This window comes from Archangium gephyra, assembly GCF_042230915.1.
GTDB lineage: Bacteria > Myxococcota > Myxococcia > Myxococcales > Myxococcaceae > Archangium > Archangium gephyra_B.
Genome location: NZ_CP102578.1, coordinates 1578458 through 1604303, shown reverse-complemented (window position 1 = coordinate 1604303; position 25846 = coordinate 1578458). Strand labels below are relative to the sequence as shown.

Below are 25846 nucleotides of genomic sequence, written 5' to 3'. Positions count from 1 at the left end.
AGCGCCCCCCGCGCGGGCGAGGGCTCAGCTGCCCGTGCGCAGCAGGTTGCGCAGGCGCGTCATCCACGAGCCGCGGCGCCGGCGCACGGGCGGATCAATGCGGTAGACGGGCACCGGCAGGCGGATGTTCTTCAAGTCCCCCCGGCTCAGGCGCACCACGGGCGCCATCACCTGGCTCTGCACCTGCTGCACCACCGGCTCGCTGACGTAGAGGGAACCGGGCCGGGCGAGCGACTCGAGCCGGGCGGCCACGTTGACACCCTCGCCGAAGATGTCGCCGTCGCGGTGCACCACCGACCCCAGGTGGATGCCGATGCGCAGCTCCACCCGGCGCGTCTGCGGGACACATTCGTTGCGTGCGCACAGCGCCGACTGCAACTCCAGCGCGCAGGCCACCGCGGGCAGCGCGTCGTCGAACTCGACGAGGAAACCATCCTCCAGCTGTTTGATCTCGCGTCCCCCGTGGCCGGAGAGCAACCCCCGCACCAGCCGCCCGTGCTCCTGGCGCAGCTCGTGGTTGAGCGCCTCGTCCCGCCGGGCCTCGGCGCTGAGCTCCACCATGTCCGTGAACATGATGGCCGCTACCTTCCTGGGTTCCGGTTGCGGCACTTCCGCCATCATCAACGCGTCTCCTTCTCCCCCCCACCACAAGAGCGAATGTTACCTGAGAGACACTCGCCTGGTCTGCCCGGGGGCAGCCCGGCAGCCGCGCCTAATCCCACCTGCTGGTACGAATGAAAGTAATTCATCCCTGACGCAGCGCACAACGCACGGAGAGCGCGAGGGTCCACGAGGCGACAGAGGGCGGGAAGCGAGTGTCACGCTGTTACTGTCGTGGGAGAGCCTGCACCCATGTCGGCACCCGAGGATGAACAGGACAAACACGCGCCGCTCTGGCCGCCGCTGCTGGTGACCCTGGGGGTGCTGCTGGTGGCCACGCAGGCCCGGCAACAGAAGCTGGTGCTCAGCGCGCTGGCCACGCTGGTGGCGCTGCCCACGCTGTGGCGGGTGCTGACACGCCAGTGGGTGCGCGGGGACGTCATCCGGGGCCTGGGCATGGGCTACATCGCCAGCCACCTGCCGCTGCTGCTCGGTGCCTGCTCTACCCTGGACCGGCCCGAGTGCCGCATCCGCCTGTGCATGGACGGTGTGCTCGCGGGGGCGCCGTACGTGCCGTGGGCGGGCGTGCTGGGCACCCTTCTCTACTGGGCGTGGGCCGCGCCGGGCGGGGGCCGCCGGGCACTGTGACAACGGGTGAGTGGCCTCGTCACGGAGTGCCACCGGGAGCGCCTTGCGACCCGGAACGGCACCGACCTAGCGTCGATGCCCCTCGAACACCTGGAGACAGCCATGGAGAACACCGGTAGCTGCTGCACGCTCGATCTCGACACGTTCCAGAAGACGAAGGCGCACGTGTCTGCCAACCCAGAGGCGGGCAAGGGCCGCTTCGAGACGGTGACGGAGTGGCGCGATGGGGCCCAGGCGGTGACCAAGGCCCGCTCCTTCACGCTGGAGACGGACGAGCCGACGGCGCTGGGCGGCAAGGACCAGCACATCGATCCGATGGAGCTGCTGCTGGCGTCGCTGGGCACGTGCCTGACGATCGGCTGGGTGACGCAGGCGAGGATGCGGGGGCTGGACTACCGCAACCTGCGCATCAAGGTGAGCGCGCCGTTCGACCTGAGGGGCTACCTGAACCTGGACCCGAAGGTGCGCGCGGGCTTCTCCGAGCTGCAGTACACCGTCGAGGTGGACACGGACGCGGACGCGGCCACGCTGGAGGAGATCCGCAAGGCGGCGGAGAAGACCAGCCCGATGTTCGACAACATCCTCAACCCGACGGCCATCTCCGGCCGCGTGACGAAGGCCAGCGGCACCGTGGCCGCCTGAGCACCCTCTCCCCCTGGGAGAGGGCAGGGGTGAGGGTCTTCCGTCCCCCACCCCCGTCCACTCAGCGCTGGTTCGCGCGCAGTTCCTTCACGAGCCGCCCGGCGCCGTAGATGTGCTCGAGGGCTTGCAGCAGGCCCTCGCCGTGCACGGCCACCGCGCGGTTGGTCTCCGGCACATAGGCGTACTCGCCCCCGAGCGAGTGCAGGTTCCCATCGAAGATGAGCCCCACCACGCGGCCCTCGCGGTCCACCAGGGGCGAGCCCGAGTTGCCCCCGATGATGTCGTTGGTGGTGGCCACGTCGAAGGGCGTCTCGCCGGGCACCTTGCCGCGGGCCTTCATCCACGAGTCCGGCAGCCGGAAGGGCTCCTTGCCCGTGTGCCGCTCGTAGGCGCCGGCGAACGTCGTCATCGGCGGCACCTTCTTCCCGCCCTCCTCCCAGCCCTTCACCGTGCCGTAGTTGAGGCGCAGCGTGAAGGTCGCGTCCGGATAGCCCGTGGTGCCGTAGGCCGCCAGCCGCGCCTGGGCGAGCAGCTCGCCATTCTTCTTCAGCACCGACTCCACCGTGTCCTCGTAGCGCTTGCGCACCTCGCGTGCCTGCGCGTCCACTCGGCGCGCCAGGACGATCATCGGATCCTTCGAGGCCTCCACCGCCGCCTTGCCGCCGTCGAACAGCCGCTGGCGCTCCTTCACGTCGAAGAGCTTCGTGCCCTTCACCAGCGCGCGCGCCAGGCCCTCGGGGGACTCGCGGCCGAGCACCAGCTGCACGAACGGCTCATCCGCGCCGAGCGTCTCGCGCAGCTTGTTGAAGCCGAAGGTGAGGGAGAGCACCTCCAGCTCCGCGGGGATGGGGGCCTCGCGCAGCAGGCCCTGGCGCAGGGCGGGAAGCTGCCCCTCCGTGTACTCGCGCAGCCGCTCCGGGTTGGGCTTGGGCCGCTCGTCCGCCGCGCGCACCAGCTGCTGGGCGATGTCGAACAGCTCGGAGGAGAAGCCATAACCGCTCTCCTTCAGCCGATACTCGGCCAGCAGGGGCCGGTAGGCCTCGAGAGCGCGGGCGATGGCATCCCAGGAGCCCGCGGTGGTGGCCGCGAGCTTCGGGTCCGCCCCCACCTTCGCCCGCAGGTCCGCCTCGGCCTTGCGCTTGTCGGCGAGCAGCGAGGGCTCGGCCAGGGCCTGGTGCCGGCCGCGCAGCGCCTTCAGCGCGTTCTCCACCGAGCGCAGCTTCGCCCGCGTGGTGCGGAAACGCTCCGGCGTCGTCGAGGCGTACTCGCGCAGCATGCCGCGCCGCTCCGCCAGGTACAGCAGCTGGAAAGGCAGCGCCACGTCGCGCTGGAACTCCAGCTCCGCCACGGTGAGCTGGCGCTGGGTGGCGCCGGGGTGGCCGGAGACGAAGACCAGGTCTCCCTCCTTCGTGCCCTCCTTCGCCCAGGACAGGAAGTGCTTCGTCTTCAGCGGCTGGCCGTTGGCATCCCACACGCGGAGGAAGGCCGCGTCGAAGCCGTAGCGCGGGAAGTGGAAGTTGTCCGCGTCCCCGCCGAAGGCGGCCATGGAGAACTCGGGCGCGAAGGCCAGCCGCACGTCCTGGAAGCGGCGGTACTGGTAGAGGTGGTACTTGCCTCCGTTGAAGAGCGTCACCACGTCGCAGCGCACCTCGGGCCCGGTGGCGCACTCGCTCTCGATGGTGGACATCTCCGCCTTGAGGGCCGTGTTGTAGGCCGCGCCGCTCAGGCCCTTCGTGGCCCCCTGGAGGCGCGCGGTGACGTCCGTCATCTTCTCCAGCTGGTTGGCCTCCACCTTGGGGCAGCGCAGCTCGTCCTTCAGCTCCTTCGCGAAGAAGCCCGTGGCCAGGTAGTCGCGCTGGGGAGAGGACAGGTCCTGCACGCAGGAGCGGATGCAGTGGTGGTTGGTCATCACCAGCCCGTCGGGCGACACGAAGCTCGCCGAGCACCCCCCGGCCAGCCGGACGGAGGACAGCCGCAGGGAGTCCAACCACTCCTGCGAGGGCTCGAAGCCATGGGCGGCCTTCACGGCGGCCCGGGGAAAGGCGTCATAGGTCCACATCCCCTCCTCCGCGGCGGCGGGGAGGGCGAAGAGCAGGCCGACAGCGAGCAGACGTTGCACGGGCGAGCGTTCCTTCCAGGGTAGGGAGAAGGGCCGGGTTGTGGCCCGGGAGTGGCGCGCCGTCAACCCGGGAAGACGGAGGATGCACGTCGGGCTTGAGTTGGAGCCGGGGACTGCGGAAGGTTGGGCTCAATGGCGACGAAGCACCACATCTACCTGGTCCCCGGCTTCTTCGGCTTCGCCAACCTGGGAGAGCTGCTCTACTTCGGGCACGTGCGCGACTACTTCGTGGCGGAGATGGCGCGCCGCGGCGTGGAGGTCGAGGTGGTGCAGGTGCTCTCGCACCCCACCGGCTCCATCCGCACGCGCGCCGCGGATCTCTTCAAGGCCATCGAGGCGAGCGCGAAGGACGACGACGGCCCCATCCACCTCATCGGCCACTCCACGGGAGGCCTGGACTCGCGGCTGCTCGTCAGCCCGGGCGCGATGCTGGGCGAAGACATCGACGTGGAGCCCTACGCCCGCCGCGTGCGCACGGTGGTGACGGTGTCCACCCCCCACTCGGGCACCCCGCTGGCCTCCTTCTTCCTGGGGCTCTTCGGCCAGAAGCTGCTGCAGCTGCTGTCGCTCTTCACCGTGTACGTGCTGCGCTTCGGCCGGCTGCCGTTGTCGGTGGCCTTCCGGCTGGGGAGCGTGCTGACGCGCTGGGACGAGCAGCTCGGCTTCCGCCCCACCATCCTGGACCAGCTCTTCGAGCAGCTACTGGGGGACTTCTCCGTCGAGCGCCGGGAAGCGCTCGTCCGCTTCCTGGGCGACGTGACCAACGACGCCTCGCTCGTCCCCCAGCTCACTCCCGAGGGCATCGATCTCTTCAACGCCACCACCGTGGACCGGCCCGGGGTGCGCTACGGCTCCGTCATCACCCAGGCGCGGCCCCCGTCGCTGCGCGCGCGGTTGAGCGCGGGGTTGGACCCGTACGCGCAAATCACGCACACGGTGTACGGCTTCCTCTACGGGCGCACCCAGCGCATGCCCCTCACGGCGATTCCCCTGCACACCCCGGCGCAGACGGAGGCGCTGGTGGAGGCCTACGGGGCCATGCCGGGCCCGCAGGCGTGCGATGGCATCGTCCCCACGCGCTCGCAGGTGTACGGGCGGGTGCTGGCGGCGGTGCGCGCGGACCACCTGGACGCCATCGGCCATTTCGACCAGCCGTCACACCGGCCTCCCCACGTGGACTGGCTCATCTCGGGCTCCGGCTTCCGCCGCCTCCACTTCGAGCGCCTGTGGAACACCGTGGTGGATTTCGTCCTGCTGGAGACCTGATACACAGCGGGCCCCAGCCATCGACCTGGAGCCCACCATGTGCACCTCTGCTCGAGACCTCTCTCCACGCGTCCACCGGGCGCTCGTGCTGGCGCTGTTCGCCGCCGTGACGGGCTGTGCCGCCGTACCCGAGGCGAAGCCCACGCCCGCGTCCGAGCACGTGCCCGTGCTGTTCGTGCACGGCACCGATGACACCCCGGGCGCCTACTTCGCGATGCTCGATGCGTTCCAGCAGGCGGGCTGGCCGAAGGAGCGGCTGCACGCGGTGCGCCTGCACCCGAACAACGGCCAGCTGCCCATCGAGGTGATGGCCTACCAGGTGCGCCGCGCGGCGGAGGGCCTGCGCAAGCGCACCGGCGCCGAGCGCATCGACGTGGTGGCCTTCAGCCAGGGCACGCTGTCCTCGCGCTACTGGATGCAGGAGTTGGGGGGCCAGCCGCGCGTGCGCCGCTTCGTCTCCATCTCGGGGCCGCACCACGGCACGCGGGCGGCGTACCTGAAGGCGGACCCCGCCCTGGTGCAGATGCGCCCGGACAGCGACTTCCTGCGCGAGCTCAACCGCCGCGAGCAGCCCTTCGGAGACACCGAGGTCTTCTCCTTCTGGACGCCGCTCGACAGCACCGTCGTCCCGGCCGACAGCGCGCGCCTGCCCGGCGCCACCGAGCGCACCTTCTTCGTGCCCGCCCACCAGTTGATGCTCAGCGCCCCGGCCGTCATCTCCGCGACGGTGGAGGTGCTGGCGCAGGCGCCGCGGCAGTAGTCCGGTCTGTGCGCTACCTGGCGTACGCGCTGGAGAAGGGCGACACGGTGAAGGCTGTGCGAAGGACTCAAGGCGAGGTTGCCTTCGTTCGCGAGCGGCGCCAACAATGAGGCCATGAGCACGCGGCCGCAGAACGCGGAGTCGTTATTGGCGCCACATCTGTGTCCCCACCAGCGCCATGCGACCTCGCTCGGTATCGGGTGTGCTCATACGGCCGGTGGCAGGCGCTCGGCATGAGCGGGGAAACGTCCCCCGCGCTGCTCATCCTCGATTTGACGGGGACCTTCGCGTTCGCCCTCAACGGCGCACTGATCGCTGTGCGCACCGCGCGTGTCGACATCGTCGGCGTCATCACACTCGGCATGATCACGGCGATCGGCGGCGGCATCATCCGCGACATCCTGTTGAACGGGCTGCCGCCCGCGACATTCCAAGACTGGCGGTACCTCGCGGTGGCGGCTGCCGGCGCGCTGATCGCCTTCGCGTTCGCTCACCTCCTTGACCGGCTCTCTCTGCCGATCATGATTCTCGACGCCATCGGGCTGAGCGTGTTCGCCATCACGGGCGCGACCAAGGCCCTCGGCTTCGGGCTCGGTCCCGCTCAGGCGGTGATCCTCGGCACGATCACGGCGGTGGGCGGCGGAACGCTTCGGGACGCGCTCCTCGGCCGCATCCCCTCGATAATGAGCGACGGACTGTACGCGATCCCCGCCCTCGTAGGCGCGTCCATCGCCGTCGTCGCGAGCTTGCTCGGGCTCCTCGGACCGGTAACGGCGATCTCCGCGGCAACGGTGTGCTTCCTCATCCGGGTCGTCGGCATGCACTTCAATCTCAACGCGCCCCGGCCCCCAGGGCCGCGCGGCCGAGCGGAGCCTCCCGCAGGGGACTGAGGGCCGCTGGGCTCAGCCGGCGAGCCAGGCGAGTGCGGCGACCACGAGCGCCTGCGTTCCGGTGTCGAGCGTCGGCTGGATGACCGGGGCGAAGTTGGACGAATGGTTCACCGGGATGTCTTGCGCGATTCGGCCGGCCTCCCGCGCCCGTCGATACTGCTCGGCATCGATGCCGCCGATGCCCCAGTAGGTATAGGGCACTCCGAGCGAATCGGGGATGTCACTGAAGTCCTCGCTCGCTGTCTGCTGGCCCATCGGCGCGGCACGGTCGCCGAAGTACCCCGCGAACGCCTCGGCCACCCGGCTCGTGACCTCGGCGTTGTTGTCGGTGAGCGGGAATCGGTCGAACAGCTCGAATACCGGTTCCCTCGGCGAGCCTGACGCGATGCACTCGGCTTCAACGATGCGCCGCACGGCCGCCAGGATCGCCTCACGCCGCTGCGTGCTGTACGTGCGGATGTTGAGCTGAAGCACCGCGTGCTCGGGGATGACGTTGCTCTTCGTGCCGGCCTGGATGCTGCCGACCGTGAGCACCGCGGTCTCGTTCGGCGGCGTCTCTCGTGAGACGACGGTCTGGAGCCGCACGACAATCATGGCGGCGAGCACGACAGGGTCGACCGTCGCCTGCGGCATCGAGCCGTGGCCGCCGCGGCCGTACACGGTGATCCGCACGCTGTCGGCCGCGGAGAGTACAGGTCCGGAATGGGTGCCGATGGTTCCAGCGGGCGCCGGGAGGACATGCTGCGCGAAGGCCACATCCGGGGTGGGAAACAGTCCGGCGAGCCCATCCTCGAGCATGCCGCGCGCTCCGTCTCCGGTCTCCTCGGCCGGCTGGAACAGCGCGACGACCGTGCCTTTCCAGTGTTCGGCGCCCGCCGCGAGCAGGTGGGCCGCTCCGAGCAGGCACGCGACGTGCGCGTCGTGGCCACAGGCATGCGACACTGGAACCGCGTCGCCGCCGGCGCCGGTGGTTGTGACGGTGCTGGCATAGGGCAGTCCGGTCGTCTCACGCACGGGCAGCGCATCCATGTCTGCCCGGAGCAGCACTGTGGGTCCGTCGCCATTGCGCAGCACTCCGACAACGCCGGTGCCGCCAACTCCGGAATGTACCTGGAAACCAGCCTGCTCGAGCCTCTCGGCCACTTTCCGCGCCGTCGCGTGCTCTTGGTGAGAGAGCTCCGGGTGCTGATGCAGATCTCGGTAGACGTCCTCCTGCCACGTTCGGATGCCGCCCAGCCCCGCCAGCACCAAGGATGCAGCCGACATGGTTCCTCCTCGTGAACTCCCGGCCTGTTCAGCAAGAGGGTCGACGCTCCTGACGCACACCAACGGCTTGAGCACATCGAGCGCGCAGGAGGACGTCGAGCGCACTTGCGACGAGAGAGAGCGTGACCGCCGCCTCTACCGCATCCTCGCCATCGCCCGGAACGTCACGTGGACACTGCTCATCATTGGCAGGGTCATCAAGTACGTCGTACAGCGCGGAGACTGGCCGGTGCAGGCCGCCTGCATGACGCACGGCAAAGTGCGGCGTCACCTGCAAGGCCGAGCCGAAGAACTGGGTGGACGATACAGAGAGAGAAGGGGCTTTCATGCCCGCCTGCCCTCCACGCCCGCCTGCCCTCCAGGCATTTTCTTCCCAGGTTGGCGTGGGCCCCTTCCGTCACCACCGTCTGAGGAAACCGGCGGCTTTCGGGCCGGGCGGAACCACGACGAGGGATGACGCATGACCACGAAGTTCCCCAGCCATATCAATCTCCCACGCGAGTCCCGCGCGGAACTCATCGACCTGCTCAACGTCTGCCTGGCCACGTCCATCGACCTGCACTGGCAGGTGAAGCAGGCGCACTGGAACATCCGCGGCAGGGACTTCATCAGCCGCCATGAGCTCTTCGACGAAGTGGCCGACCACGTGCGCAAGCAGGCCGATGAGTTCGCCGAACGTGCCGGCGCGCTCGGGGGCTATGCCCAGGGCACCATCCGCCTGTCCGTCAAGAACAGCGAGCTGGATGAGTACGACCTGAGCGCGGTGAACGGCGATGACCACGTGCGCGTCCTCGTGGACCGCATGTCCGTCTACGCCTCCACCCTCCGCGGCGGCATCCAGCGCGCGGGCGATCTCAACGACCCCGTCACCGAGGATCTGCTCACCCAGACGCTCGGCCAGGTCGAGCAGGACCTCTGGTTCCTGGAGAGCCACCTGTACGGCTCGGCCATCACGGCGCGCGAGGAGACCGGGCCCTCCTCCATCATCGAGGAGCGCACCCCCGCTCCCGACGCCTGAGCCTTCCCGGGCCCGCTCGCCACCCTGACGGACGGGCGGGCACCCGGCGCGGGAACACGGCGGGCCCGGTGCCTAGCTTGAGGGGCACCATGAGTGAGCTCACCACCCAGCCTCGAGGATTCCTCCAATCGCTCGGCCCCGGCCTCGCCGGCGCCGTCTCCCTCACGCTCGTCCACCAGGGCGCGCGCGCCGTGCTCAAGCACCCTCCGCGCATGGATGTGCTCGGCATGCGCTCCATCAAGAAGCTCTCCAAACGGCTCGGCCTGCCCACGCCCCATGGCCGCGCGCTGTACCAGCAGAGCCTCATCGGCGACCTGCTGAGCAACACCCTCTATTACGCCCTCGTCGCCATGGGCCGCCCGCGCCACATCTACCTGCGCGGCGCCATCCTCGGTGCGCTCGCGGGCCTGGGCGCCGTGGTGCTCCCGCCCTACCTCGGGCTCGGCGAGCGCCCCAGCCGCGCGAAGCGCTCCACCGCGTTCCTCACCGTGGCCTGGTACACCCTCGGGGGCCTCGGCTCGGCACGTGCCGCGAAGCGCTCGCTGCGGGCCTCCGCCCCGGCCTGACGGCGGGCCCCGCGAAGGTTGTCGAGGTGAAACTCGCCTCCGGGAGCGCTTGTCCCCGGGGGCTGTCCGTCCGAGCCTCGACACCATGACCACGGACCTCACCCGCATTCCCCTGCGCGGCAAGGATGGCGCCTTCCACGTCGTCGTCGAGTCACCCCGCGCCTCCACGGTGAAGCTGAAGTACGAGCCGGAGCTCGGCGTCTTCACCGTCTCGCGGCCGCTGGTGCATGGGATGCGCTACCCCTTCGACTGGGGCTTCATCCCCAGCACCGAGGCCCCCGACGGAGACCCGCTCGACGCGCTGGTGTACTGGGACCAGTCCACCTACCCCGGCGTGGTGCTCCCCTGCCGCGCGCTCGGCGTGCTCAAGGTGGACCAGAAGAAGCGGCGGGGAGGTGGCCGCGAGCGCAATGACCGGTTGCTCGTCGTGCCCATCATCGCGGCGCGCGCGGAGAACCTGAACAGCCTCAAGGATCTGTCCCGCCGGGAGCGCCAGGAGCTGGAGCACTTCTTCACCGCCGCCGTCGCCTTCGCCGACAAGGACGTGCGCATCCTCGGCTGGGAAGGGGTGGACGCCGCCGAGCGCATGGTCGAGGAGGCCTCCGCCACGCACGAGAAGAAGAACGCTGGGCGTCAGAAGTAAGGGAGGAGCCATGCCACGCCCCACTCCCATCCGCGGGCTCGGCCCGGACAGCCGCCTGGCCGAGGCCGCCCGCCGCCTCGTCTCCAGCCGCCTGGCCGACGTGCGCCACGAACAGGACGCGCTCGGCGAGGCGCTCACCGAGGACGGTGTCCATGACCTGCGCGTGTCCACCCGCCGCCTACGCGCGGCGCTGACTGTGTTCCGCGCGCTGGGCGGGCTGCGGCCGCTGGAGCGCGAGGTGAAGAAGCTCCAGGACGCGCTCGGCGAGGTGCGTGACGTGCACGTGCAGGAGGCCTGGTTGAAACAGGCCGCCCGGAAGGAGAAGCCGGCGAAGCGGGCCGGCTTCGAGGCCCTGCGCGCGAGCGTGGCGTCGCAGCTCGGCACGAAGGAGAAGCAACTGCGGCGCACGCTGAAGCGCTGGGACGAGCGGACGGTGCCCGCCCTCCTGGACGAGGCGAAGCGGTTGGAGGGCCCCGGACGTTATGGGGGCCAGCGCGTCCGCCGTCAGCTGCGCCGCCGCCTGCGCGCGGTGGAGCGGCTCATGGAGGACTACGCGGCCGCTCCGGACGCGCTCACGGCCCACGAGCTGCGCAAGGAGGTGAAGAAGCTCCGCTACGAGGCGGAGATCTTCCGCCCCGCCCTGCGCCGGAAGATGGAGGCGCTGCTGGAGGCGCTGGTGCCGCTGCAGGAGCTGCTCGGCGTACTGCATGACTCGGACGTGCGGCTGGGGCTGCTCGAGGGCTTCGCCGCGAAGGGCACCGCCGCCGAGCGCACCGCCGCGCGCAAGCTGCAAGAGCAGGTACGGGAGGAGCGGGCCGAGCGCGCGGCCCAGACGGCCCGTGAGCTGCAACGCTGGCACGCCGAGCGGCTGACCCGCGGGCTGCGCCAGCTCCTGGACTGAGGCCCTGCTCCATCTCCGCCGCCGTGCAACGACATGGACGCGCGCCGGGAGTTGGGAGTCCAGCGAGGAGGCAGGCAAACCCCGCGCAGTCCCCATCTTCACGCCACTCAGGCGAGCGGGTACCATTTCGCGCCTCCCCGGAATCCAAGAATCCAAGAGCACCGTGTCCTCCTCGCCCGCCCCCGTCTCCGAGCCGCTGAGCAGCCGCGCCGTCATCCGATTCCTGTTTCAGTCCTCGCGGCGGGGAGTGGCGGGCGCCGCGCTGCTGGGAGGCCTGAGTGGCGCCAGCAGCACGGCCCTCCTGGCCCTCATCCGTGAAGCCCTCCAACCCGGTGCGCCCCTCGGGAAGATGGCGCTGGCCTTCGCCGCGCTGTGCGTCGTGCTGCTGGCAAGCCGCATCGCGTCACAGACGCTCGTCGTCCGGCTGGGCCAGGACGCCGTCTTCCGGCTGCGGCTGCAGGTGGCACGAGGCATCGCCGCGGCCCCGCTGCGGCGGCTCGAAGAGGTGGGGCGCCACCGGCTCTTCGCCGCCCTCACCGAGGACGTCACCGCCGTGGCCGAGGCCCTCCCCGGCGTGGGCGCCCTCTTCACCGACCTGTGCATCGTCCTCGGCTGCCTCATCTACCTGGCGTGGCTGTCGCCCGTGCTGCTCGGGGCCGTGTTCGCCGTGGCCCTGGTGGGCATCCTCTCGCACCAGGCGGTGGTGCGCGTGGCCTTCACCTCCATCGTCGCGGCGCGCCGCGCCCAGGACGAGCAGGTGCGCCACCTGCTCTCGCTCGTCGAGGGCGTCAAGGAGCTCAAGCTCTTCCAGCCGCGCCGCGAGGCCTTCCTCGATGGGGCCCTCCAGCAGGTGGCCTCCACCTACCGCCAGCACCTGCTGCGCGGCATGACGCTGCTCGTCGCGGGCGCCGCCTGGGGCCACACCCTCTTCCTGCTCGCGGTGGGCACGCTGCTCTTCATCGTCCCGCGCTGGGGGAGCTTCTCCCCGGACGTGCTCGCCGGCTTCGTGCTGGGCATCCTCTATATGTCCACGCCGCTGGAGTTCACGGTCACGTTCCTGCCCCAGCTCGGCCGGGCGCGGGCGTGTCTGCAGAACGTCCAGGCCCTGGGCCTGCTGCTGGCCGATGCCCCCGAGCCGCAGCTCGCGCCCTCCGCCCGCCCCTCCTGGTCCCGCCTGGAGCTGCGCGGCATCACGCATGCCTACCAGCGCGAGCAGGATGGGCGTGAGTTCGTGCTCGGCCCGCTGGACCTCACCCTGCGCCCCGGCGAGCTGGTCATGCTCGTGGGCGGCAACGGCAGCGGGAAGACCACCCTGGCGAAGATCCTCACCGGCCTCTACGAGCCCGAGGGCGGCACGCTCCTGCTCGACGGCGAGCCCCTCACCGGCGAGCGGCGTGCCCTGCACCGCCAGCTCTTCTCCGCCGTGTTCGCGGACTCGCACCTCTTCGACAAGCTGTACGGGCTGGGGACGCCGGACAGCCAGGCACAGGCGCTCCTCGAGCGGCTGCAGCTGGCGCACAAGGTCCACATCACGCAGGGCGCCCTCTCCACCACCGCGCTCTCCCAGGGACAGCGGCGGCGCCTGATGCTCCTCACCGCGATGCTGGAGGATCGGCCGCTCTACGTCTTCGACGAGTGGGCCGCCGACCAGGACCCCACCTTCCGGGAGATCTTCTACACCGAGGTGCTCCCGGAGCTGCGCAGCCGGGGCAAGGGCCTGCTCGTCATCAGCCACGATGACAAGTACTTCCCCCTGGCCGACCGGTTGCTGAAGCTCGACTACGGACAGCTCACCGAGGTGCGCGGAGGCCAGGAGTCCACGGCCCGTGCAGCCGGAGCGAAACACGGATGATTCACGCCACGGACGTTGGGACCCTGGAGGGTCCGCTCACCCACGGCCAGCGGGCGCTGTGGCTTTTCCAGCAGCTCGCGCCCTCGAGCGCCGCCTACCACATCGCCGTGGCCGCGCGCATCCGGGGCCAGGCACGGCCCGCCGCGCTGCGCGAGGCGCTGCGCACGATCATGGCCCGGCACGAGGTGCTTCGGGCCACCTTCCCCGCGCATGAGGGCAGGCCCGTCATGCGCATCCACCCGAGCCTGGAGGGCTTCTTCCAGGAGGTGGATGCCTCGGGCTGGGACGACGCCACGCTGGAGCGCTATCTCTCCGACGAGGCCCACCGGCCCATGGACTTGGAGCGTGGGCCCCTGCTCCGCATGGTGCTGCTGACGCGCAGCCCGGGTGATCATGCGCTGTTGACGGTGGCGCACCACATGGTGGCCGACCTGTGGTCGATGACGCTGCTGGTGCGCGAGCTGGACGAGCTGGTGCGCGCGCAGGTGAACGGTGAGGCGGCCGGGTTTCCAGCGCAGCCCCTGAGCTACCGCGAGCACGCGCGGCAACAGGCGGAGCGGCTCGCGGGGCCCGAGGGAGAGCGGCTGTGGGACTGGTGGCGCGAGGCGCTGGGCGGAGACGTCCCCGCGCTCGAGTTGCCGGTGGACAGGCCTCGCCCGCCGGTGCAGACGGAGCGCGGTGCGAGCCACCCCGTGCGGCTGCCGCCCGAGCTATGGCACCAGGTGGAAGCGCTCGCCTCGGCGCGGGGCGTGACGCCGTTCGTGGTGCTGCTCTCCGCGTGGCAGGCGCTGCTGCACCGCTACTCGGGACAGGAGTCGTTCGCGGTGGGGAGCCCCACCTACGGCAGGCGCCACCGGAAGCTGGCCCGGCTGATGGGCTATCTGGTGAATCCCATCGCCCTGCGCGCGGACCTCTCGGGCCAGCCGACCGGGCATGAACTGCTGCGGCGCGTGGATGCGTGCGTGCGCGGCGCGCTGGAGCATCAGGACTTCCCCCTGCCGCTGCTCATCGAGCGGCTGAGCCCCGAGCGCGATGCCAGCCGCTCCCCTCTCTTCCAGACGATGCTCGTCTACCAGAAGGCTCCGCTCGGCCTGCGGAACCTCTCCGCCTTCGCCGCGGGCGTCCCCGGCGCGAGGTTGATGCTGGGAGACATGGAGCTCGAGGCCCTGCCCCTCGAGAAGCGCTCCACGCCGTTCGAGCTGGTGCTCGTGCTGGGGGAGATGGAGCAGGGGCTCTCCGGTGCACTGGAGTACAACGCGGACCTGTTCGAGGCGGGCACGGTGGCGCGCATGGCCGGCCACTTCACGCGCCTGCTGGAGGGCCTCACCGCGCAGCCCGAGCGGCCCGTCCACCTGCTGCCCCTGCTCTCCTCCGAGGAGCATCAGGCGCTTCTCGTCGACTTCAACTGTACGGGCGGTCCGGCTCCGTTCGTTCCGGTGCACCAGCGCTTCCTCGCCCTCGCGCGGCAGCGGCCCGACGCTCCGGCTCTGGTGTACGGGCAGCAGACGGTTGGTTACGGGGAGCTGGCCTCCCGCTCCCTCGCCCTGGCTTCCGTCCTTCGCCGCCACGGCGTCGGCCCCGAGTCCCTCGTCGGCCTCTTCCTCGAGCGCGAGCCCTCCTGCGTCGTCTCCCTGCTCGCCATCCTCCACTGCGGCGCTGCCTTCCTTCCGCTGGACACCGCTTCTCCTCCCCAGCGCCTGTCCCTCATGGTGGCCCAGGCCCGTCTGCGCCTCGTCGTCACCACGCCCGAGTTGGCCTCCCGTCTGCCCGAGGGCTTGCGCACTGTCTGGGCGCATGAGGCCGGTGAGGCTTTGTCCCCGGTGGACGTGTCCCCCGAGTCGCTGGCCTACGCCATCTTCACCTCGGGCTCCACCGGCACGCCCAAGGCCGTCCTCCTCTCCCACTCCGGCCTGTGCAACCTCGCCCAGGCCCAGGTGTCCGGCTTTGGCTTGAGTGCCACCAGCCGCACCCTCCAGTTCGCCTCCCTCTCCTTCGACGCCGCCGTCTCTGAGATTTTCACCTCCCTCACCTCCAGCGCCTGTCTCGTCTTCGCCCCTCGCGAGGCCCTGCTCGGTGACGCCCTCGTGCGCACCCTGCGCGAGCAGCACGTCACCACCGTCACCCTTCCTCCCGCCGTCCTCTCCCTCCTGTCCCCCGAGGGCCTGGAGGAGTTGCGCACCGTCGTCTCCGCCGGTGAGGCCTGTCCTCCCCAGGTGCTCGCTCGCTGGGCTTCTGGCCGCACCCTCCTCAACGCCTACGGCCCCACCGAGTCCACCGTCTGCGCCACCATGTCCGAGGCCCCCGTGCTCGCCTCCGGCCATCTCTCCCTCGGCCGTCCTCTTCCCGGCCTCCAGGTTTATGTCCTCGACGCGCACCTGCAGCCGGTGCCCGTTGGTGTCTCTGGGGAGCTGTTCCTCTCCGGTGCGGGCCTCGCACGTGGCTACCTCGGCCTGCCCTCCCTCACCGCCGAGCGCTTCCTTCCTCATCCCTTCGCTTCCGAGCCCGGTGCCCGCCTCTACCGCACCGGTGACGCCGCCCGCTTCCTGCCCGACGGCTCCCTGGAGTACCTCGGCCGCCTCGACTCCCAGGTGAAGCTGCGTGGCTTCCGGATTGAATTGGGCGAAGTGGAGTCCGCGCTGTTGCAGCACCCCTCCGTCCACACCTGCGTGGCCCTCGTGCGCGAGGACTCCCCGGGCGACAAGCGGCTGGTGGCCTACCTCGTCCCCCACCCTGGCCAGTCCGTGGAAGCGCACTCCCTGCGCGCCTTCCTCCAGCAGCGCCTGCCCGAGTACATGGTTCCCGCCGCCTTCGTCTCCCTCTCTGCCCTACCGCTCTCTTCCAACGGCAAGGTGGACAAGAAGGCCCTTCCTCTTCCTGAGTCCCCCGCTTCTCAGGACACCTACGTCGCCCCGCGCACGCCCACCGAGGAGCGCCTCGCCTCCCTCTGGGCCCAGGTGCTTCGCGTCGAGCGCGTGGGTCTCCACGACGACTTCTTCGCCCTCGGCGGACACTCGCTGCTGGCCACTCAGCTCATCTCGCGCATCCGCTCCGCCTTCGGCGTCGAGCTGCCCGTCCGCGCCTTCTTCGAGGCTCCCACCGTGCGGAGTCTGGCCGAGCGCATCGACGCGGCCTCGGACTCGCAGCAGAGCCCGCAGCGCCCGGCCATCGAGCCGGTGCCACGCGCTGGGACGCTACCGCTCTCCTTCGCTCAACAGCGCCTCTGGTTCCTGAACGAGCTCGAGCCCGCCAGCCCCTTCTACAACGTCCCCGCCGCCGCTCGGGTGCGAGGGGCCCTCGACATGGCGGCCCTCCGGCGCGCGTTCGAGGAGGTCCTCCGCCGCCACGAGGCCCTGCGTACCACCTTCGTCGAGACCGACGGCCGGCCCGTTCAAGTCATCTCGCCCGAGCCGGAGCTGGACCTGCGCGTGGTGGATCTCTCGGCCCTGCCCTCCTCCGAGCGCGAGACCCGCCTCCACGCCTACGCCACCCGGGAAGCCCGGGCTCCCTTCGCCCTGGATCGCGGACCGCTGGTCCGGCTCGTGCTGCTGCGCCTGGAGCGCGAGGAGCACATGCTGCTGCTGACGATGCACCACATCGTCTCCGACGGCTGGTCCATCGGCGTCCTCATCCGCGAGCTCGCCTCCCTCTACGACTCCTTCCTCTCCGGCCTCCCCTCCTCCTTTCCCGAATTGGCCGTCCAGTACGCCGACTTCGCCTCCTGGCAGCGCCAGTGGCTCTCCGGCCCGACTCTCGACGCCCAGCTCTCCTGGTGGACTGAGCACCTGCGCGGCATTCCTCCCGCCCTCGAGCTGCCCACCGACAGGCCTCGTCCTCCCGCTCAGTCCTTCCGTGGCGCCCACCTCCCCTTCTCCCTTCCCTCCTCCCTCCTCTCCTCCCTGGAGGAGCTCTCCCGCCGTGAAGGCGCCACGCTCTTCATGACGCTGCTGGCCGCCTTCCAGTCTCTCCTCCACCGCTACTCTGGCTCCCCGGATGTCGTCGTTGGCACCCCCATCGCCAACCGCCACCTCTCCGAGACCGAGCCCCTCATCGGCTTCTTCGTCAACTCCCTCCCCCTCCGCGCTCGCTTCGCCTCCCAGCCCTCCTTCCTCTCCCTCCTCTCCCAGGTGCGTGACGCCTCCCTCGGTGCCTTCGCCCACCAGGACCTCCCCTTCGAGCGTCTCGTCGAAGAGCTTTCCCCTCAGCGTTCCCTCGGCCGCACTCCCCTCTTCCAGGTGATGTTCGCCCTCCAGAACGCTCCTCTTCCTCCCCTCCAGCTCTCCTCCCTCTCCCTGGAGCCGATGGAGGTCGAGACCGGTGTCGCGAAGTTCGATCTCTACCTGTCCCTCCAGCCTTCGGCGGATGGACTGGCGGGCTCGCTGGAGTACAGCACCGACCTCTTCGACGCGGGCACCGCCCGCCGCATGCTCGGGCACTTCTCCCGGCTGCTCTCCTCCGCCGTCGCCCACCCGGACTGGCCCGTCTCCCGCCTCCCGCTGCTCCCCGAGGACGAGCTGCGCCAACTCCTCGTCTCCTTCTCCGGGCCTCCCGCTCCTCGCTCCTCTTCCTTCCTCGGCCTCGTCCGCGAGCAGGCCGCGCTCCACCCCGACGCCCTCGCCGTCGTCTCCGAGCACGAGTCCCTCACCTACGCCCAACTCGCCCAGCGCGCCCACCAGCTCTCCGGGCACCTGCGCTCCCTCGGCGTCTCCCACGGCTCCCTCGTCGCCCTCTGCCTCGAGCGCTCTCCGCTCCTCGCCGTCTCCCTCCTCGCCGTCCTCGAGTCCGGCGCCGCCTACGTCCCGCTCGACCCCGCCTACCCCCAGCAGCGCCTGGACTTCATGCTCCAGGACTCCGGCGCGTCGCTCGTCCTCTCCCAGCGTCACCTCGCCGCCTCGCTGCCCTCGTCCGCTCGCGCCGTCTTCGTCGACGAGCCTGGCGCGTTCTCCGGCACCTCCGCCGCGCCTCCGCCCGTCGAGCCGCACCCGGACTCGCTTGCCTACGTCATCTACACGTCGGGCTCCACGGGCACCCCCAAGGGCGTCGCCATGCGGCACGGCGCCCTCGCCAACCTCATCCACTGGCAGCTGGCGCGCTCGCCGCTCCCCTCCGCCACCACCCTCCAGTTCGCGCCCCTCTCCTTCGACGTCTCCTTCCAGGAGTTCTTCTCCTCCTGGGCCGCGGGCGCCTGTCTCGTCCTGGCGCCGCCCGCCCTGCGCCGCGAGCCCGCCGCGCTGCTGCGCTTCCTCACCGCCCACCGCGTCCAGCGCCTCTTCCTCCCCTTCGTCGCCCTCCAGCAGCTCGCGCAGGCCGCGCATGAGGTGGAGCCGCTGCCGCCTCTCGTGGAAGTCATCACCGCGGGCGAGCAGCTCCAGGTGACGCCCTCGCTCGTCTCCTTCTTCAGCCGGCTGCCCGGTTGCGTGCTCGACAACCAGTACGGGCCCTCCGAGACGCACGTCGTCTCCGCCTTCCGGCTGAGCGGTGACTCCTCCCTCTGGCCCGCGCTTCCGCCCATCGGCCAGCCGCTGCCCGGCACCCAACTGCTCGTCCTCGACGCGCACTTCCAGCCCTGCCCGCTCGGCGTCCCGGGAGAGCTGTACCTCGCGGGGGAGAACCTCTCGCGCGGCTACCTCGGGCGGCCGGCCCTCACCGCCGAGCGTTTCCTCCCCCACCCCTTCGCCTCCGAGCCCGGCGCACGCCTCTACCGCACCGGTGACGCCGCCCGCCTCCTGCCGGACGGCCATGTCGAGTTCCTCGGCCGCCTCGACTCCCAGGTGAAGTTGCGCGGCTTCCGCATCGAGCTGGGCGAGGTGGAGGCCGCGCTCCAGCAGCACCCTTCCGTCCACCAGGCCGCCGCCTCCATCCGCGAGGACTCCCCGGGTGACAGGCGGCTCGTCCTCTACGTCGTCCCCGCCCAGGGGCAGACGCCGGACGCGTCCGCGCTCCGCGCCTTCCTGCTGCAGCGGATGCCCGACTACATGGTGCCTGCCGCCTTCGTCGCGCTGCCGGCCTTCCCGCTCACCCCCAGCGGCAAGGTGGACAAGAAGGCCCTTCCCGCTCCGGACTCGGGCGCCCTGGCTCGCACACCGTCGCGTCCGCCTCAATCCCAGACGGAGGTCTCCCTCGCCTCGCTCTGGGCTCCGCTCCTCGGCCTCTCCACCGTTGGCGCGCAGGACGACTTCTTCGCCCTCGGCGGACACTCGCTGCTGGCCACCCAGCTCGCCTCCCGCATCCGCGCCTCCTTCGGTGTCGAGCTTCCCCTCCGCGCCCTCTTCGAGGCGCCCACCCTCGAAGCCCTCGCCGCTCGCATCGACGCGCTCGCGTCCTCCTCACGTCCCGCGCGGCTTCCGCCCCTCGTTGCCGTTCCGCGCTCGGGGCCGCTGCCGCTGTCCTTCTCCCAGCAGCGCCTCTGGTTCCTGAACCAGCTCGAGCCCGACAGCCCCTTCTACAATGTGCCCGCAGCCGTCCGGATCCGGGGCAACCTCCACCTGGAAGCGCTCCAGCGCGCCTTCGATGAGGTCCTCCGCCGCCACGAGGTGCTCCGGACCGTCTTCTCCTCCGCTGACGGGCAGCCCTTCCAGTCCATCGTCCCCCCGGCACCGCTCTCACTTCAGGTGGTGGAGCTCGGCGCGCTGCCGGCCCACGCTCGCGAGGAGGCGATCCTCCAGCACGCACGGGCCGAGGCCTCGCGTCCCTTCTCCCTCGCTCAGGCGCCCCTGCTGCGCGTCAGCCTCCTGCGCCTGGAGCGCGAGGAGCACGTGCTGCTGCTGACGATGCACCACATCGTCTCCGACGGCTGGTCCATCGGCGTCCTCATCCGCGAGCTCGCCTCCCTCTACGACTCCTTCCTCTCCGGCCTCCCCTCCTCCCTTCCCGAGTTGGCCGTCCAGTACGCTGACTTCGCCTCCTGGCAGCGCCAGTGGCTCTCCGGCCCGACTCTCGACGCCCAGCTCTCCTGGTGGACCGAGCACCTGCGCGGCATTCCTCCCGCCCTCGAGCTGCCCACCGACAGGCCTCGTCCTCCCGCCCAGTCCTTCCGCGGCGCTCACCTCCCCTTCTCCCTTCCCTCCTCCCTCCTCTCCTCCCTGGAGGAACTGTCTCGCCGTCAGGGCGCCACGCTCTTCATGACGCTGCTGGCCGCCTTCCAGTCTCTCCTCCACCGCTACTCCGGCTCCCCGGATGTCGTCGTTGGCACCCCCATCGCCAACCGCCACCTCTCCGAGACCGAGCCCCTCATCGGCTTCTTCGTCAACTCCCTCCCCCTGCGCGCCCGCTTCTCCTCCCAGCCCTCCTTCCTCTCCCTCCTCTCCCAGGTGCGTGACGCCTCCCTCGGCGCCTTCGCCCACCAGGACCTCCCCTTCGAGCGTCTCGTCGAAGAGCTTTCCCCTCAGCGTTCCCTCGGCAGGACTCCCCTCTTCCAGGTGATGTTCGCCCTCCAGAACGCTCCTCTTCCTCCCCTCCAGCTCTCCTCCCTCTCCCTCGAACCGCTGCCGCTCGCGAGCCGCACCACGCGCTTCGATCTGACGCTCAGCCTGGAGCCCTCCGCCCACGGGCTGTCCGGCTCCTTCGAGTACAGCACCGACCTCTTCGACGAGCCGACCATCGCGCGGCTCGGCGCGGCGTACCGCACGCTGCTCAAGGCGGTGGTGGCGCACCCGGAGCTGCCGGTCTCCCGGCTCCCGCTGCTCGCGCCCACCGAGCGTGCCCAGCGGCTGGAGTCCTGCCGCGCCCGGGCCCACTACCCGGCCCCGCTCGTCCTGCACCGCCTCTTCGAGGCCCAGGCGCGCCGCACGCCGGACAACCTCGCCCTCGCCTACGAGGGCACGCGCCTCACATACCGGCAGCTCGAGGCCCAGGCCAACCGCGTGGCCCACCGCCTGCGCGCCCTGGGCGTCGGCCCCGAGACGCGCGTGGGCCTCTTCATGGAGCGCTCCGCCGAGCTCGTCGTGGGCCTGCTCGGCATCCTCAAGGCCGGTGGTACCTACGTGCCGCTCGACCCGGCCTATCCGCGCGACCGGCTCACCTTCATGCTGGAGGACTCGGGCGTCCCGGCCGTCGTCACGCAGGCGCATCTGGTGGACACGCTCCCGGCGCACGAGGCCGCGGTGCTCGTGGTGGACACCGGCACCGAGCCCCACGGGCCCGAGGCCGAGCCACCCGCCGTCGAGTGCCTCCCGGAGCACGCCGCGTACGTCATCTACACCTCGGGCTCCACGGGCCGGCCCAAGGGCGTGGTGGTGACGCACGCCAACGTGACGCGCCTCATGGACGCGGCGCAGCCCTTCTACGGCTTCGACGCGGGCGACGTGTGGACGCTCTTCCACTCGTACGCCTTCGACTTCTCCGTCTGGGAGCTGTGGGGCGCGCTGCTGTACGGCGGCCGGCTTGTGGTGGTGCCCTACTTCGTGAGCCGCTCGCCCGAGGACTTCTGGCGGCTGCTGCGCGACGAGCGCGTCACCGTGCTCAACCAGACGCCCTCGGCCTTCCGCCAGCTCATGGCCGCCGACGAGGCGCTCGCGGGCCAGGGCTCACTGGCGCTGCGCTACGTCATCTTTGGAGGCGAGGCGCTGGAGCTGGACAGCCTCGCGCCCTGGTTCGAGCGCCACGGCGACGCGCGCCCGCGGCTGGTCAACATGTACGGCATCACCGAGACCACTGTGCACGTCACGCTGCGGCCCATCGGGCGCGCGGACGTGGCGGGCGGCAGCGTCATCGGTGGCCCGCTGGCGGACCTGGAGCTGTACGTGCTGGACGCGCACCTGGAGCCCCAGCCTCCGGGCGTGGCCGGTGAGCTGTTCGTCGGCGGAGCCGGACTGGCGCGCGGCTATCTCCACCGGCCCGAGCTGTGCGCCGAGCGCTTCATCCCCCACCCCTTCGCCACCGAGCCCGGCGCGCGGCTCTACCGCACGGGAGACCTCGCCCGCTTCCTGCCGGATGGGGACCTGGAGTACCTCGGCCGAATCGATCAGCAGGTGAAGATCCGCGGCTTCCGCATCGAGCTGGGGGAGATTGAAGCGGTGGTGCGCACGCACCCGTCGGTGCGCGAGGCGGCGGTGGTAGTGCGCGAGGACGTGCCCGGCGACAAGCGGCTGGTGGCCTACGTGGTGCCGCGTGAGCCAGGAGCGGCCCGGCCCGAGCCCCTGCGCGACGCCACCCGGGAGCGGCTGCCCGAGTACATGGTGCCCTCGGCCTTCGTCTTCCTGGAGGCGCTGCCGCTCACCTCCAACGGCAAGCTGGACCGCAAGGCGCTGCCCGCCCCGGAGCGCACCACCGCCGAGTCCGGCCCGGCACAGGCCCCGCGCACGCCCGTGGAGACACGCCTGGCCACGCTCTGGGCCGAGGTGCTCCACGTGGAGACGGTGGGCACGGGGGACGACTTCTTCGCGCTCGGCGGACACTCGCTGCTGGCCGCGCAGCTCCAGGCGCGCATCCGCGAGGCCTTCTCCGTCGAGCTGCCCCTGCGCGCCTTCTTCGAGGTCCCCACGCTGGAGCAGATGGCCGCCCGCCTCGAGGAACTCGGGGCCCAGCAGGCGCCTCCGCTCCCACTGGAGCCCGCGCCGCGCTCGGGCCCGCTGCCGCTGTCCTTCGCCCAGGAGCGCCTGTGGTTCATGGAGCAGCTGGAGCCGGGCACCAGCGCCTTCCACATCCCCGTCGCGCTGCGGCTCGAGGGCGCGCTGGACACGGCCGCGCTGGAGCGCTGCTTCCAGGAAGTGGTGCGCCGTCACGAGGTGCTGCGCACCACCTTCGCTCGGGTGGAGGGACAGCCCGTCCAGGTCATCTCCGAGCAGGGCACCTTCACCCTGGAGCAGGAAGACCTCCGGGCGCTCCCGGCCGCCGAGCGCGAGCGCGAGACGTGGCGCCTCACGCAGGAGGAAGCCGCGCGTCCGTTCGATCTGACGCGGGGCCCGCTGCTGCGCGCCCGGCTGCTGCGGCTGGAGGAGCACGCGAGCCTGCTGCTGCTGACGATGCACCACATCGCCTCGGATGGCTGGTCCATGGGCGTGCTGGTGCGCGAGGTGGCCGCGCTCTACGAGGCCTTCGTCTCGGGCCAGCCTCCCGCGCTCCCCGCGCTCCCCGTGCAGTATGCGGACCTGGCGTGGTGGCAGCGGGGCTGGCTGCACGGCGAGGCGCTGCAGTCGCAGCTCTCCTGGTGGCGTGAGCAACTCACGGGTGCGCCCGCCGCCCTGCGACTGCCCACCGACAAACCCCGGGCCTCGGCAAGCCAGCATGTCCAGGCCGTGGAGCGGCTGCACCTGCCGCCCGAGCGCGCCGAGGCCCTGCGGCAGCTCGCGCGGGCCGAGGGCGCCACCCTCTACATGCTGCTGCTGGCGGCCTTCCAGACGCTGCTCTACCGCTTCACCGGCGACGAGGACGTGGTGGTGGGCAGCCCGGTGGCCAACCGCGGCCGCCGCGAGGTGGAGGGCCTCATCGGGCTGGTGCTCAACACGCTCGCCCTGCGCACGCGGCTGTCCGGAGACCCCTCCTTCCGCGAGCTGCTGCAACGCGTGCGCGGCACGGTGCTCGGAGCGCTCGCCCACCAGGAGCTGCCATTCGACCGGCTGGTGGAGGAGCTGCAGCCGCCTCGCGAGCCCGGGCGCACGCCGCTCTTCCAGGTGTGGTTCGTGCTCCAGAACACGCCCATGCCCGCGCTGCGGCTGCCGGGGCTGAACCTGTCTCCGGTGGAGGCCGGCCCCACCCGCGCCCAGTTCGACCTGACGCTCGTCATGTCCGAGGAGGGCACGGGCCTGGTGGCCGGGCTCGGCTACGACACGGACCTCTTCTCCCCCGCCACCGTGCGCGGCATGCTGGACGGCTTCGACGCCCTGCTGCGCGCCGTGGTGGAGGCGCCCGAGCGCCGGCTGTTGGATCTGCCCCTCACCACCGCTCCCGCGGCGCCTCCCGCCAGCCCCTCCGGTGGCGATGACGACGACGCGCAATTCTCCTTCTAGAGCCCCGCGAGACTCCGGCCCATGTCCCACGCCGCCAACGACATTCCCCGCTACCGCCTCGCCGACTCGACGGTGGTGGAGCCGCTCGTCCACCGCTGGGCCGCCTGGCCCTACGTGCTGCCGCCGCTCGCCGCGGGCCTGCACCTGCTCAACTACCAACTGCCCCTGCTGCGCTCGTACCTGGCGGATCCGGCCCAGCACTTCGCCGCCGCGCATGACCCGGCCCTGATCGGCGGCCCCTTCATGGACGTGCCTCCCGCACGGGCCGGCGAAGTGCGCGCCTTCCTGGAGGAGACGGAGGCGAAGCGCGCGGAGCTGCTCGGGTTCACCCGGGCGGCGAAGGACTTCCAGGCCTTCCTCGTCGCCGAGGCGCGGGGCCAGAGCCTCGAGCCCTACTACGCGCGCATCCCCGAGCCCCTGCGCGGCTACGTGGAGCTCGTCTACGACTACCACGACCGGCCCTCGCTCCGGTTCCTGGAGAACCTCCTCTACGAGAGCCCGTACTACCAGCATGGCCTGCAGTCGCTGCGCCTCGCGCGGCTGGAGCGGGACGGACAGCTGCCCTTCTTCATGACCACCCCGCGCCTGGACTCGCCGGGCGAGGTGGACTGGATGCTGCCCTTCTCCGACGCGCGCGTGGACGCCCTCTTCCGGCTGGACGTGGAGCCCCGGCCGCTGGAGGAGGTGCGCGCGCTGCTCGGGCTCTCCCCGGCGGAGGACGCGCGGCTGCTGCCGTTGCTCTCCAACACGCCCGCTCGGACGGCCGAGCCCTGGCGCGAGAAGCGCGTGCGCGTGCGCTACTTCGGCCATGCGTGCGTGCTGCTGGAGTACGACGGCGTCTCCATCCTCACCGACCCCTACGTGGCCGCGGTGCCTCACGCGGGCGGCATGGAGCGCCACTCTTGGAAGGACCTGCCCGCGCACATCGACTACGCGCTCGTCACCCACGCGCACCAGGACCACTTCGCCCTGGAGACGCTGCTGCGCCTGCGCCACCGGCTGGGCACGCTGGTGGTGCCGCGCTCGCACGGGATGGTGCCCGGTGACGTGTCGCTGCGCATGCTGGCGCGCAAGCTGGGCTTCCCCCGCGTGGTGGAGCTGGCCGAGCTGGACTCGCTCCCGCTGCCGGACGGCCACATCGCGGGCGTGCCCTTCTTCGGCGAGCACGGGGACCTGGTGCACGGCAAGAGCGCCTACGCGGTGCGCCTGGGCCGCGAGCAGGTGCTCATCGGCGCGGACTCGGACTGCCTGGACGCGCGCACCTACGAGCACGTGTGCCGCGCGCTGGGCCCCTTCGACACCGTCTTCCTCGGCACCGAGTCCGTCGGCGCTCCGCTCACCTGGTCCGTCGGCCCGCTCTTCCCCAAGCCGCCTCCGCCGCAGCAGGCCCAGTCGCGCCGCTACCACGGCAGCAACGCGCGCAATGCGCTGCGGCTGCTGGAGGCCGTGGGCGCCCGCCGCATCTACACCTATGCCATGGGCGCCGAGCCCTGGGTGGAGCACCTGCTGGGCCTGGGCATGAAAGAGGACTCGCCACAGATGATCGAGTCCAACGCCGTGCTGGCGCAGGGAAAGCAGCGGGGCCTCGTGGCCGATCGCCCCATCGGGCGGGTCGAGTTCGTCCTGGAGCCGCTCGACACGCCCCGCCCCACCGCCCCCGCGCCGGAGCCCGCCCCCCGGGCCCCGGAGAGCGACACCGAAGACCAGTTCGCCTTCTGAAGAGGAACGCCGC

16 protein-coding genes are annotated in these 25846 nt (G+C 71.1%); 12 read left to right on the top strand and 4 right to left on the bottom strand.

The genetic code is table 11. The features are described 5' to 3' along the window. Positions 1–24: 24 nt before the first annotated feature. The gene (locus NR798_RS06435) at positions 25–618 is read right to left on the bottom strand and encodes an adenylate/guanylate cyclase domain-containing protein (RefSeq protein ID WP_375773733.1); all 594 of its coding nucleotides are present in this window, start codon (positions 616–618) and stop codon (positions 25–27) included. A 234-nt stretch (positions 619–852) separates the two neighbouring features. Between NR798_RS06435 and NR798_RS06430 the strand changes: the two genes are divergently transcribed. Beyond that, on the top strand, positions 853–1248 hold the full coding sequence (locus tag NR798_RS06430) for a hypothetical protein (protein WP_375770533.1): 396 nt from the start codon (positions 853–855) through the stop codon (positions 1246–1248). Positions 1249–1350: 102 nt separating this feature from the next. After that, positions 1351–1890: an OsmC family protein gene (locus NR798_RS06425; RefSeq protein WP_375770532.1), complete on the top strand. Its 540-nt coding sequence runs from the start codon at positions 1351–1353 to the stop codon at positions 1888–1890. 61 nt (positions 1891–1951) lie between these two features. Here the strand turns inward: NR798_RS06425 and NR798_RS06420 are convergent, their stop codons facing one another. Further along, a complete protein-coding gene (locus tag NR798_RS06420) occupies positions 1952–3949 on the bottom strand; it encodes a S46 family peptidase (RefSeq protein WP_375773732.1) in 1998 nt (665 codons plus the stop codon). Between the two features lie 192 nt (positions 3950–4141). Between NR798_RS06420 and NR798_RS06415 the strand changes: the two genes are divergently transcribed. The 3 genes from NR798_RS06415 (at position 4142) to NR798_RS06405 (ending at position 6925) form a co-directional block, all read left to right on the top strand. Continuing rightward, on the top strand, positions 4142–5275 hold the full coding sequence (locus NR798_RS06415) for an esterase/lipase family protein (RefSeq protein ID WP_375770531.1): 1134 nt from the start codon (positions 4142–4144) through the stop codon (positions 5273–5275). A gap of 37 nt (positions 5276–5312) precedes the next feature. After that, the gene (locus NR798_RS06410; RefSeq protein ID WP_375770530.1) at positions 5313–6035 is read left to right on the top strand and encodes an esterase/lipase family protein; all 723 of its coding nucleotides are present in this window, start codon (positions 5313–5315) and stop codon (positions 6033–6035) included. Positions 6036–6268: 233 nt separating this feature from the next. Next, positions 6269–6925 carry a trimeric intracellular cation channel family protein gene (locus tag NR798_RS06405; RefSeq protein WP_375770529.1) on the top strand — a complete coding sequence of 219 codons (657 nt, stop codon included), beginning with the start codon at positions 6269–6271 and terminating at the stop codon, positions 6923–6925. 12 nt (positions 6926–6937) lie between these two features. Here NR798_RS06405 and NR798_RS06400 read toward each other — a convergent pair whose 3' ends face one another. Continuing rightward, positions 6938–8191, bottom strand: a complete 1254-nt coding sequence (locus NR798_RS06400) for an amidohydrolase (RefSeq protein ID WP_375770528.1) — start codon at positions 8189–8191, stop codon at positions 6938–6940. Between the two features lie 28 nt (positions 8192–8219). Beyond that, positions 8220–8519 carry a hypothetical protein gene (locus NR798_RS06395; protein WP_375770527.1) on the bottom strand — a complete coding sequence of 100 codons (300 nt, stop codon included), beginning with the start codon at positions 8517–8519 and terminating at the stop codon, positions 8220–8222. Positions 8520–8651: 132 nt separating this feature from the next. Between NR798_RS06395 and dps the strand changes: the two genes are divergently transcribed. The 7 genes from dps (at position 8652) to NR798_RS06360 (ending at position 25833) form a co-directional block, all read left to right on the top strand. Then, the gene (dps, locus tag NR798_RS06390) at positions 8652–9209 is read left to right on the top strand and encodes a DNA starvation/stationary phase protection protein Dps (RefSeq protein WP_375770526.1); all 558 of its coding nucleotides are present in this window, start codon (positions 8652–8654) and stop codon (positions 9207–9209) included. An 89-nt stretch (positions 9210–9298) separates the two neighbouring features. Next, positions 9299–9775 carry a hypothetical protein gene (locus tag NR798_RS06385; protein WP_375770525.1) on the top strand — a complete coding sequence of 159 codons (477 nt, stop codon included), beginning with the start codon at positions 9299–9301 and terminating at the stop codon, positions 9773–9775. 85 nt (positions 9776–9860) lie between these two features. Then, the gene (locus NR798_RS06380; RefSeq protein ID WP_375770524.1) at positions 9861–10418 is read left to right on the top strand and encodes an inorganic diphosphatase; all 558 of its coding nucleotides are present in this window, start codon (positions 9861–9863) and stop codon (positions 10416–10418) included. Between the two features lie 10 nt (positions 10419–10428). Beyond that, complete coding sequence (locus NR798_RS06375; protein WP_375770523.1) at positions 10429–11319, top strand: CHAD domain-containing protein; 891 nt, start codon at positions 10429–10431, stop codon at positions 11317–11319. A 163-nt stretch (positions 11320–11482) separates the two neighbouring features. After that, complete coding sequence (locus NR798_RS06370) at positions 11483–13171, top strand: cyclic peptide export ABC transporter (RefSeq protein ID WP_375770522.1); 1689 nt, start codon at positions 11483–11485, stop codon at positions 13169–13171. Continuing rightward, the gene (locus tag NR798_RS06365) at positions 13168–24114 is read left to right on the top strand and encodes an amino acid adenylation domain-containing protein (protein ID WP_375770521.1); all 10947 of its coding nucleotides are present in this window, start codon (positions 13168–13170) and stop codon (positions 24112–24114) included. Before NR798_RS06370 ends, NR798_RS06365 begins: the two co-directional genes overlap by 4 nt. Before the next feature lie 21 nt (positions 24115–24135). Next, positions 24136–25833, top strand: a complete 1698-nt coding sequence (locus NR798_RS06360; RefSeq protein WP_375770520.1) for an MBL fold metallo-hydrolase — start codon at positions 24136–24138, stop codon at positions 25831–25833. Positions 25834–25846 lie beyond the last annotated feature (13 nt).

What these genes read in the sequence shown, in the direction of transcription:
- NR798_RS06435 (WP_375773733.1), bottom strand. Translation starts at nt 618, where the DNA reads ATGGCGGAAGTGCCGCAACCGGAACCCAGGAAGGTAGCGGCCATCATG.
- NR798_RS06430 (WP_375770533.1), top strand. Translation starts at nt 853, where the DNA reads ATGTCGGCACCCGAGGATGAACAGGACAAACACGCGCCGCTCTGGCCG.
- NR798_RS06425 (WP_375770532.1), top strand. Translation starts at nt 1,351, where the DNA reads ATGGAGAACACCGGTAGCTGCTGCACGCTCGATCTCGACACGTTCCAG.
- NR798_RS06420 (WP_375773732.1), bottom strand. Translation starts at nt 3,949, where the DNA reads ATGTGGACCTATGACGCCTTTCCCCGGGCCGCCGTGAAGGCCGCCCAT.
- NR798_RS06415 (WP_375770531.1), top strand. Translation starts at nt 4,142, where the DNA reads ATGGCGACGAAGCACCACATCTACCTGGTCCCCGGCTTCTTCGGCTTC.
- NR798_RS06410 (WP_375770530.1), top strand. Translation starts at nt 5,313, where the DNA reads ATGTGCACCTCTGCTCGAGACCTCTCTCCACGCGTCCACCGGGCGCTC.
- NR798_RS06405 (WP_375770529.1), top strand. Translation starts at nt 6,269, where the DNA reads ATGAGCGGGGAAACGTCCCCCGCGCTGCTCATCCTCGATTTGACGGGG.
- NR798_RS06400 (WP_375770528.1), bottom strand. Translation starts at nt 8,191, where the DNA reads ATGTCGGCTGCATCCTTGGTGCTGGCGGGGCTGGGCGGCATCCGAACG.
- NR798_RS06395 (WP_375770527.1), bottom strand. Translation starts at nt 8,519, where the DNA reads ATGAAAGCCCCTTCTCTCTCTGTATCGTCCACCCAGTTCTTCGGCTCG.
- dps (WP_375770526.1), top strand. Translation starts at nt 8,652, where the DNA reads ATGACCACGAAGTTCCCCAGCCATATCAATCTCCCACGCGAGTCCCGC.
- NR798_RS06385 (WP_375770525.1), top strand. Translation starts at nt 9,299, where the DNA reads ATGAGTGAGCTCACCACCCAGCCTCGAGGATTCCTCCAATCGCTCGGC.
- NR798_RS06380 (WP_375770524.1), top strand. Translation starts at nt 9,861, where the DNA reads ATGACCACGGACCTCACCCGCATTCCCCTGCGCGGCAAGGATGGCGCC.
- NR798_RS06375 (WP_375770523.1), top strand. Translation starts at nt 10,429, where the DNA reads ATGCCACGCCCCACTCCCATCCGCGGGCTCGGCCCGGACAGCCGCCTG.
- NR798_RS06365 (WP_375770521.1), top strand. Translation starts at nt 13,168, where the DNA reads ATGATTCACGCCACGGACGTTGGGACCCTGGAGGGTCCGCTCACCCAC.
- NR798_RS06360 (WP_375770520.1), top strand. Translation starts at nt 24,136, where the DNA reads ATGTCCCACGCCGCCAACGACATTCCCCGCTACCGCCTCGCCGACTCG.